The sequence below is a fragment of the Rhodohalobacter sp. SW132 genome (assembly GCF_003390325.1).
GTDB lineage: Bacteria > Bacteroidota > Rhodothermia > Balneolales > Balneolaceae > SW132.
Window position 1 is genome coordinate 1 of record NZ_QUOK01000042.1, and the last position, 283, is coordinate 283.

Sequence of the window (283 nt, forward strand, 5' to 3'; positions counted from 1 at the left end):
AGCCGCCTGGCAGGAGTCGGGCAGGCGGTATGGCTCGCCAAGGATCTACAACCAGTTAAGAAAAGATGGCTGTACGGCCTCCAGACCACGCATTGCCCGTCTGATGGTTAAGATGGGCATTGCCAGCCGAATTCGGAAGAAATGGATAAAAACCACGCATTCGACACATGGATGGCCGGTGGCAGCAAACGTGCTGGACCGGAACTTTTCCCCGGAAGGACTTGGCCAGGTCTGGGTCAGTGACATTACCTACATTCGCGGCGAGCAGGGCTGGATGTATTTG

At 55.8% G+C, this 283-nt stretch carries 1 protein-coding gene; it reads left to right on the forward strand.

Annotation, left to right across the window (positions count from 1 at the left end; translation table 11 throughout):
* Positions 1–283: IS3 family transposase (locus DYD21_RS20845; RefSeq protein WP_147303676.1), on the forward strand; the 283-nt coding region annotated here is incomplete at both ends.